We start from the raw sequence: 7,353 nt of genomic DNA on the forward strand, positions 1-7,353 counted from the left end.
CGCGACGCGGCCCTGCCCGGCGAGGGATCCGATGGTCTCGCTGTCGGCGAGCGCCAGCGTTGCGCCGGCCGCGATGGTGACGGGGCTGAGATCGCCGATGGCCTGTCCGCCGCGGGCGAGCAGGGTGCCTTCCGCGATGGCGGTGGCGCCGGTGTAGGTGTTGGTGCCGGATAGCGCCAGGGTTCCTGGGCCGCGCTTGGTCAGTCCGCCGGGTCCGGCGAGGGATTGGGCGAGGGTGAAGGTGTTGGCGGGATCGGCGATGTCGAGGCCGCCGCCGTTCCGGCCCCAGGTGATCGGCCGGGTGGTGGCGGTGAAGGCGGTTCCGGTGACCTGAAGGGTTCCGCCGTCGAAGGTGAGTGGGCTGCCCGCGGCACCGAGGCTGGCGTCGCGGGCCACCGAGAGGGTGCCGCCGGCGAAGGTGACGCCGCCCGAGAAGGTGTTGGCCCCGGAGAGCGTCAGCGTCCCGAGCCCGAGCTTGAACAACGTCCCCGGGCCGGACACGACGTTCGACACCGTCAGGGTCTGAGCCGGGTCGACGGCCAGGCCCGAGATACCCTCCAGGGTGAAGGGGCGCGTGGTCGTGAAACTCGCCGTCGCCTCCAGGGCGGCGCCATCGCCGATCGTCACGGCGCCGTAGGCCTGGCCGAGATTCGCCTCCCGCGATACCGAAACCGTGCCCGCCACGATATGCGTGCCGCCGGTATAGGTGTTGTCGGCCAGAAGTCTCAATCGGCCCAGGCCTGTCTTGTACAGGCCGTCATTGCCGGACACGACCGCATCCTCCGTGAGCGTCGCACCGGCCAGCACCCCGAGGGTGCCGCCGTTGTACAGGATGACGGGCCGCCCCAGGAGGAGGCTCTGGGTGGCGATCAGCGCGCTCTTGTTCTCCAACGTCACGGTGTTGCTGGGGTCGCCGAGTGCCTCGGTTTTGTCGACGGCAAGCCCGCCCTGCCAGACGAAGACCCCGCCGGTGAAGTCGCTCGTCCCGGTCAGGAGCTGAATGCCGGGTCCGTCCTTGATCAAGCCGCCATTGCCGGAGATACGCCCGTCGAAGTGCGGCGGCGTGGTCGCGTCGGTGACGTTGAGCACCAGCGGCGCCATCTCGGTCGTCAGCAGATGGGCCTTGGTGGCGCGGCCATGGTCGTCGAGGTTCTTGAGGACGAGTGGCAGAAGCGGCCCGGAATCGTCCGGCTGATCGTCCCCGTACCCCGTTGCCGGGGGATTGGGCGCCGTGGCCTGATATTGCCGGAACTTGTCGGAGTTCAGCTGCTGCTGGAGGGCTTGGCCGATCCTCAGCAGCGTCTGCTCCTGATAAGGGTTGGCGTCGATGAGGACGTTCGCCGGCGCCCCGTCCACCTGAAAGGGCACGTTGAGCTGAGGCGACGCGGAGGTCTGTTCCGTCGAGAAAGTGAAGATGCCGAGGCCGTCATTGGTGTCGTCGTCCGTGCCGAGGAAGCCGATCACCGCATCGACACCGAGGGCATTGCGGACATTCGACATCAGCGCCGTCGAGATCCGGATCCAGTTCGCGTAGGCGCGATTGAACTCGTCGATGGAGGTGAAGTGGCCGACCTTATCCGAGGCCAGACCCGCCAGGGCTGCATCGCCACTGAGGCTGGGGTTCTTCTGGGCGAAGGCCACGAGGTCGTCGATCGTGCGGGCGTAAACCTTCGGATCCACGTTCAGCCGCGAGAACTTGTCTCCCAGCAGTCGAACGAGCGCGCTCTTGTAATCGTCGGGCGATGAGACACGAGAGGCAAGATAGCTAGAGATCGAAGCGTAAGCACCGTAGAAGTAGAACGGCACGGCCCCGTTGGTCGCGGCTTCGACCCGCTTCGCCCCGTCGGTGAAGGTTTGCCGATAATTGTTCAGAAACGTGGCCCGGGCGGTGGGATCGGTCGGGATCTGCGCAGACGAATCGGCAAACGCCACGAATTGAGCGAGATCGTCGTCCGGCATCGCCAGGACCGCCGTCTTGACCGCCCCATCGACCCCGGCACGATCGAGCGACACGACGGCGGCGTGCGAGGCCGTCAGCATTCCGCCGACGAGGGAGTTGAATTGCGCGGGCCGCTGAGGATCCTCGGTCGACGTCGCGCTGTAGATGCCGACCTTCAGGCCGGTCAGGTCACCGGTCAGGCCGGCATTGTAGTCGGCGGGCCGGACGAAATCCTTGCTGCGCGTGTCGGTCGTGTCGAGCTTGACCATCCCGTTGAGGGCGAGGGCGAGGTCATGGACGCTGTTGCCCATCGGGCCGGCGGTGTCGATCTGTTGGGAATAGGGTGCGATGCCGGTCGTGCTGATCAGGCCCGCCGTCGGCTTGAGGGCGTAGAGATGCTGCTGCTGGGCCGGATAGATGATCGAGTCGGAGGTTTGCGATCCGACGGTGAGCGGCGCGAAGCGCATGGCGGCCGCGATGCTCGGCCCGCTGCTGGATCCGGCCACCGCGATCGACGGATCGAACGGGCTGATCGTCTGGCCGCCGGTGTCGCTGCGATTGTTGCTCGATAGACCGGCCCACTCGCCCATATTGGCCTTGCCCATGATGAGCAGGCCCTGCTCCCGCATCCCGGTCACCAGGGTCGCCTCGGCGGCCGGACGGGATCCGATCAGGGCGGCCGAGCCCGCGGTGGTGCGCAGATCGTCGGCGGTGCCGATGTTCATCTTGAGCAGGACCGGCACGCCGAAGAGCGGCGGCAGCGTCCGGCCTTCGCGCTGCGCCTCCACCCGCTGCGCGTCGGCCCTGTCGGCGAGCGTCAGGATATCCGGATTGATCTGCTCGACGGAGCGCAGGGCCGGGCCCGCATGGTCGAGTTGCTGGATCTTGTACATGTACTGCAACACGATCTCGCGCGACGTCGTCTCGCCCCGTTGCAGCATGCCGGCGAGGTCCACGGCCGTCCGTCCGGTCAGGTCGACGCCGCCGTAATCGGGCAGCGGATCGGTCGAGAGGGTCCGCGTCAGGGAGACCGGGGCCGGCGGCTTCGGCACCGAGGCATCCGTGAACCCGAGCCGCCCGACGAGACCGACGATGTCGGCTTCCGTCGCGGCGCGCGGATCGAAGGTCACGAGCGGCCGGGCGGAGACCGATAAGGCGTCGATCTCTGCGTCGGTCTTGATCTGGCCGGCGCGGATATAGGCAGCGCGGACGACCTCACGCAGGGCGATCTGGTCCTGGGGATCGGTCGCCTGCGCGGAGGCCGGCACGGTCAGCCAGAGGGCGCCCAGGAGGGTTCCGGAGACGCGCAGTCGCCCCCGTGATGCGGGCAGGCCAAGGAACATGGTCGATCTCCGGAGCTGGCATTCGGACAAGGGTGTTCGACGGGTCAGGGCGCGCCGTGCGAGCCGCGGACGGACTCACGGGGGCCTCTGCCCTCCGTGACGGGCGCCGGCGGGAGCGGCCGCGAGACGGGTGTCGCCACGGCCTCGATCGGCCCGGCAGACAGGAAAGAGGCGGATGGCTGGAACGGGACCAAGCTCTGCCTGTGGGCAGGGCGGGAAATCGCGGTCGGGCGTCCGGTGCGCGAACGCCGGGCGATGAATCGGATCACCGCCGGTCACTTTGTTTCTCCGATCAATCCTGTCGTTCCAGAGAATTGTGCGGCAATTTCCGATATTTTCTCCGTGCAGCCGAAGCAAGACCGTCGGTTGTCTAAGTCAAAACCGGGAGAGCGTAAGACAAAATCTGCGCCGTTCATGACGGTGAGATTAAAAAACAACTCCGCAACCGAGCAAGAGCGATCATTAAATGCTGTATTATACGGGCGGATTAGCCGTATTTACGTATTAATAATTATCCATTCAAGAGCTTGTCTGGCGACCGATTGCGGCAGATCCTGGCATTCCGAAATTCTGGCACAATAATTGCTTCCGGCGACTTTGAGGGCCCAGCCCGGATGGAGCGCAAATTGCGCCGACTGCGACCGTTTAGCCGGACCTGTGGCTCAATAGCCACAGGTCGGGGCCGGCACACCCTCCCCGCGCGAGAGGGCGGGAACGAAACCGCCGACTAGGTTCGTGTGAAGGTTGTTGCGGGTCAGCCGGGCGCGCGCCCTCGCCAATCATGAGCGCTCACAGCAGGCGCTGGAACGCGAGCCTCTCCAGGCGGGGCGAGGCGCGCCCCAGGTGAACTCTCGATGGCAACTGCCGGCTTCAGGCCGCCTTCGATCAACCTGCGACCTCGCGGACGAGGCTTCGCCGCCCGAGGTCAGCTGAGGCCGCGATGGGCGCACCGCCGGTGTGCCGAGCTGCCGCCCATCTCGGCGGCGGTTGCCTCATGTTTGAAACTCGTCTGGCCGTCCGGTGCATCGAACGCAGTTTCCGACCCGGATCGAGAGCTTCCGCTCGCCGAAGGCGCGTTCGGACGATCCGCTCGGTCGAAGATGGGCCGCCCCGCCTCGGCAAGCCGTCAGGGTGTGGCGAAAATGCCGCACGCCCGCCGATCGATGCGACCCTGCCGATTTCGACGAAAAGGCAAATTTTGTGCCAATACGGAGAACGGTTGATGTAATCGGTTAGCCGGTGCCCGACCAACACGGACGTCGCCGGCAAATTCATATTTACGAAACGTATAAATAGCCAAATTCAAAGTCTAAATTTGTCAGTTGCGTTAAACTTAAAGCTACACTTAGATCTGCCGTGAGCATAGGCGCGAGACGAGAGTCGGATTTGATTTAAGATCCGACGATACATCTTGCATTCATGCAAAAATTTGGATCGCGAGCGGATCAAATGTGCAAAGCAACTGAATATCCATTGTTCGTCGCGGAAAAGAGACGTCTTCGGGACTCAGTTCTATCGATCTCATGGCGTGCGAGCCTGGGCCTCGCGGTCTTGGGTTGGTCCGGTCCGAACCTCGCCCTCGCGCAGAGCGTCGTAACCACCGATCCGGAATCATGGCGCACCCCGGAATACCGGGCCGACTGGGGCCTGGATGCGATGCGCGCCGCCGATGCCTATGCGGCCGGCTACACGGGCTTTGGCGTCACGCTCGGCGTGGTCGATTCGGGCATCTACGCCGCCCATCCGGAATTCGCCGACGGCCGCGTGAAGCCGCTCACGATCACCGGAACCTTCGGATCGGACGGCTACTACTTCATGAACGGGTCCGGGGCGCCGGACGACCGGTCTCCGCAGCCGAGCTTCTTTGACAAGGGCGAGCCCTATACAGTTCCCGGCACCTACGATCCCGCTTTCAACGATCCGCACGGCACCCACGTGAGCGGATCGATCGCCGCCGCCCGCAACGGCGTCGGCATGCACGGCGTGGCCTTCGACGCGAATGTCTACGTGACGAACACCCATGCGACGGATGAGGGCATCTACGGAGCGAACGCCGACTACGCATATTTCAAGAACGCCTATGGCAGTCTCGCAGCCGCCGGCGCCCGGGCGATCAACTCGTCCTGGGGCAGCCCGCCGCCCACCGACAATTACAACACCGTCCCAGGCTTACGCCAAGCCTACACGAAATTCGACGGCCAGCTTGGCTACGTCGATGCCTTGTCCGATGTCACCAGGCAATACGGCATCATCCAGGTCTTCGCTGCGGGAAATACCGGCTGGGACAATCCGAACGTTCGCTCGTCCCTGCCATATTTCCGGCCGGACATCGAAAAGAATTGGCTCGCGGTCGGCGCGGCCGATCGAGGCGTCAACAAAAGCACGGATCCGGAGGATGTCATCTTTGCCGGATTCTCAAATCGAGCCGGCATTGCCAAGTATTGGTATGTCGTTGCCCCCGGCGAGGATATCAACAGTACGGCACCGACGCACACGCGAAACGCCGTCTGGAATGCCAATGACTGGGGCATCGATCCGAACCATCAGACCGGCTACACCACGGTCGGCGGGACCTCGATGGCGGCGCCACACGCCACCGGCGCGCTGGCGGTCATCATGCAGCGCTATCCGTACATGACCAACACGCAGGCCCGCGACGTCCTGCTCACCACCGCCCATCACCGCGATGCCGTCGACGGCGTTCCCGACGCCAACCCCAATGCGCCCAACGCGGTCTGGGGCTGGGGTTTGATCGACCTCGACAAGGCCATGCGAGGGCCTGGCCAGTTCCTGGGGTTCGTCGCCGCGAACCTCCCCGCGGGCGTGAAGGACACGTGGTCCAACGACATCTCCGAGGACGCGCTGATCCAGCGCAAACAGGAGAACGACGCCGAGGCGGCCACCTGGGCGACCCGCAAGGCCGCCCTCGCTTCACGCCTTCAGACCCCGGTCCTGACGGCCGGCCTCCCGGCCAGCCGAACTGCGCTCGACGGCGTCGTCAGCGCCCTGCGCAACGGCAGCGAATCCGGGATCGTGACCGCTATCAAGGCCGCCAACGACGATCCCGTCGCCAATCAGGTCCTGGCGACGTTCGTCCGGTCCAACGGGTATGACGGCGTCTGGCCCCTCACGGACCCGGCCTACGCCTCTGCCCGCACCGACATGGGCAACCGCCTGAACAGCTATCTCACGGGGCTGACCAGCGCCGATTACGACAAAACTATGGCTGTGATCGTCCGCGATTGGCAGAACGAGTCTCGGTTCGAGCCCCTGCGGATCGCCTCCTTCGCCGACATCCCCACCCAGGGCAGTCTGATCAAGCTCGGGCTCGGGACGCTGACGCTCTCCGGGGCCAACACCTTCTCGGGCGGCGTCACCTTCGCCGGCGGCACCCTCTCGGTCGCGCGGGATGCCAGCCTCGGCGCCGCCAGCGGTCCCCTCACCTTCGACGGCGGAACCCTCCAGGTCACCGGAACCGCCTTCGCCACCACCACCCGCCCGATCACCTGGGGCCGGAACGGCGGCGGCCTCGACATCGCCGATCCGGCCAACACCTTCACCCTCGCCCAGGCCCTCACCGGACCCGGCGGACTGACCAAGCGCGGCCCAGGAACCCTGGCGCTATCCGGCACCAACACCTACACCGGCGCCACCGCCATCGCGGAAGGCACCCTGCTCGCCCGCGGCGGACAGGCCATCGGCGATCTCAGCCCCGTCACCATCGCGGCCGGCGCAACGCTGGCGCTCGCCGACAGCGAGACCATCGGATCCCTCGCCGGGCAGGGCCGCGTCGCGCTCGGCGCCGCCCGCCTCGCCGCCGGCGGCGACGGCACCTCCACCACCTTCGCCGGCACCCTCGACGGAACCGGCGGCCTGACCAAGGCCGGCGCCGGCACCCTGACCCTGACCGGCGCCAGCACCTATTCCGGCCCCACCACCATCGCGGCCGGCACCCTCAGCGCGGCCAACGCCGCGGCGCTGGGCACCTCCGTCGCCACCGTCACCGCCGGTGGAACCCTCGACGTCAACGGCGTCACCCTCGCCAACACCCTGACGCTGGCGGGCACCGGC

The 7,353-nt window shown here is 66.1% G+C and carries 3 protein-coding genes; 2 read left to right on the top strand and 1 reads right to left on the bottom strand.

All coding sequences use genetic code 11. The annotated features are described in order from the left end of the window. Window positions 1–3,282, bottom strand: a 3,282-nt coding sequence (locus tag AKJ13_RS29620; protein WP_200905729.1) for an amidase family protein, incomplete at its 3' end; no start/stop codon positions are given. A gap of 96 nt (window positions 3,283–3,378) precedes the next feature. On the opposite strand from AKJ13_RS29620, the gene AKJ13_RS31785 reads away from it, so the two are divergent. After that, window positions 3,379–3,864 (top strand): hypothetical protein, encoded by a 486-nt coding sequence (locus tag AKJ13_RS31785; protein ID WP_144426452.1) that lies wholly within the window; start codon window positions 3,379–3,381, stop codon window positions 3,862–3,864. Between the two features lie 969 nt (window positions 3,865–4,833). Continuing rightward, the coding region (locus AKJ13_RS29625) for a S8 family peptidase (RefSeq protein WP_160320643.1) at window positions 4,834–7,353 on the top strand (2,520 nt) is incomplete at its 3' end.

The organism is Methylobacterium sp. ARG-1 (genome assembly GCF_001262595.1).
GTDB lineage: Bacteria > Pseudomonadota > Alphaproteobacteria > Rhizobiales > Beijerinckiaceae > Methylobacterium > Methylobacterium brachiatum.